Source organism: Paraburkholderia sp. NMBU_R16, assembly GCF_013282575.1.
Taxonomy (GTDB): domain Bacteria; phylum Pseudomonadota; class Gammaproteobacteria; order Burkholderiales; family Burkholderiaceae; genus Trinickia.
In genome coordinates, this window is sequence record NZ_JAAAYE010000155.1 from 1 (window position 1) to 2,340 (window position 2,340).

1 protein-coding gene and 1 pseudogene are annotated in these 2,340 nt (G+C 59.9%); one reads left to right on the top strand and one right to left on the bottom strand.

The features are described 5' to 3' along the window. Positions 1–178 precede the first annotated feature (178 nt). Positions 179–373, top strand: a pseudogene (locus GWC77_RS27385) (DDE-type integrase/transposase/recombinase); the annotation flags it as partial. Between the two features lie 1,768 nt (positions 374–2,141). Here GWC77_RS27385 and GWC77_RS27390 read toward each other — a convergent pair. After that, positions 2,142–2,340: DDE-type integrase/transposase/recombinase (locus tag GWC77_RS27390; protein WP_173262516.1), on the bottom strand; the 199-nt coding region annotated here is incomplete at its 5' end.

Genomic DNA, 2,340 nt, shown 5'->3' on the forward strand with positions numbered 1-2,340 from the left:
AAAGGCCAAATGAAGGGTGACCACGCCACTCGAACGGTCGCCGCGCAGTTCTATTCGCTGCTTATGTAAGGACTCCTAAGCGAATCGCCGCTTGCTCGTCATGGCTCCGTTATCGCGACACAACCCTTTGATGTCGGTTCTCGCCGTCGTCTACGACGGTCGTCGTGAGGCGCTTACCCTGAACAACCTCATCGAGCAGGACCATCGTGCCATCAAACGCATCATCAAACCGATGATGGGCTTCAAGGATTTCCGGTGCGCGCGCATCATCCTGGCCGGCCTTGAGATCATGCACATGATCCGCAAAGGCCAAATGAAGGGTGACCACACCACTCGAACGGTCGCCGCGCAGTTCTATTCGCTGCTTATGTAAGGACTCCTAAGCGAATCGCCGCTTGCTCGTCATCGCTTCATTATCGCGACACAACCACATTTGGCACCGACTCCGTATGCGCTTGTGGCCAAACGACCTTGATCTGATCGGCGTGCGACACACCTACCGCGACCGGTCAATTAGTTGTCTTGTACCAAATTCCCTTGAGTCATTCCCCCGCCGGCCCCGGGACTCGGAGTGCGTCGCCACGGGTGTTGTATCGGGTCAGGGCTCGGCATGCGGAACCGAAGGTCTTTGGCATTCAGACCCAGTCGTCTCGCTTCCTCCCGTTCTTGCTTTTGCAGTGCAGCAAGGTGGCCGGGTTTTGCCCCCGGCCCTAGCTGCTGCGTGGCCTGTGAAGACTTGTAATGTTTAAATAGGTCCGATCGGGTGGCGTCCTTCCCGAGCGTCTTAGCCCGCTGGTCTGCTTGATTCCGCTGATAATCCGCGGATGTGTTGCCAGCCTTTTTTTTCTGAGCCAACTCAGCTTCATATGCCTGTCGGGTCGCGTAGCCTCGGTCTCGGAACCAGGCCTCCGAGTCGTTTTTTCGTACCTGCTTTGGCGTCGCGCCAGTCTCTCGCGTCTCGTTATAGATTCTTGACCGCTGATAGATGCGGTTTTGCGCCTGCTCTTTGCTTTTTTGTCCTTCCTTGCCGTCCAGCTCGTCTTCCGTCGTGTCACAGCCGATCAACCTGGGTACAGGCTTGCCGTCCCTGCCCCGACGCTCGCGCCACTTGAGCGAGTGGCCATGTTTGCACCTGCCGGTAGTGACAGTCCCGGTTCCTTTGGAGGACTCGGAGGACGGATAAGGGGCGCTCCGCTCCTTGCCCTTGTTCGCAGTGCGAGTAGGGCCCCTGCTCGGGCCAGCCCCCGAGGTGCTCGGGCCGGTCCTCGAGGAGATGCCGGATGCGCGAGGGAGGTACTTGTCGTCGTCGCTCTCCTCGAACAACGGGGTAGGCCCCCTCAGTGGGGTAGGCTCCCTCCGTGCCGAGTGCGAAGTATTCGAGTATTGCGATGTATGGTTGGATCCAGTGGCCTGGCTGTTCCGCGACGGCGACCGCATCAAGCTCGCATGCTCGTTCGGATTGTACCCCTCCGGGAGCATGTCACGCGGGAACTGGCTCAGCAGCCTAGGGTCAAGCGCACTAGGCGGCGGCACCGACTGCGAGCGAGGAATGGGCACATACACAGCTGGCGGATACCCAGGTGGCGGATACTCCATTCCGGGTTGACTGCTGGGATGCTGCCCAGCCGGAGGCCATCCTCCTGGCAGTTGCGCCAGTTGGGGGGGAGCAGTGGGCGCACCCCGACCAGCGTTCGGCGGTTGTCCGCGTCCGGCGGCTGGGGGGCCCTGATTAGAGTAAGGGTTGCCCCATGGTGAACTGGAGAGATTATTTCTGGTTGGTTGCATGATGCTCGATCACAAAGGAGGGGGTGCGCCTGCCAGTGTCGGCTCCCGACGGGCGCACTTTCCCGCCCCCGCGTAAAACATCTGCGGTACGCGAAGCGATCCGGCTCGGATGGGCAACCTCGCCTGCGCGCGCATCGATTGCGCCGTACTTGCGCCTCTTCGCCGAAGCCCGCCTCGCGGCGTGGTTCAGTTGAGGGTTACACGCACAGCGCCGGATGAAGTCGCGATGATCGATAATGGCAGCCCATTTTTTCAGTCGTGGTGCGTGCATGAGTCGATCCGCTGGCGCGGCAGCGAAGCGGTTGTGTCGCGATAACGGAGCCATGACGAGCAAGCGGCGATTCGCGTAGGAGCCCTTAGATAAGCAGCGAATAGAACTGCGCGGCGACCGTTCGAGTGGCGTGGTCACCCTTCATTTGGCCTTTGCAGATCATGTGCATGATCTCAATGCCGGCCAGGATGATGCGCGCGCACCGGAAATCCTTGAAGCCCATCATCGGTTTGATGATGCGTTTGATGGCACGATGGTCCTGCTCGATGAGGTTGTTCAGGTAT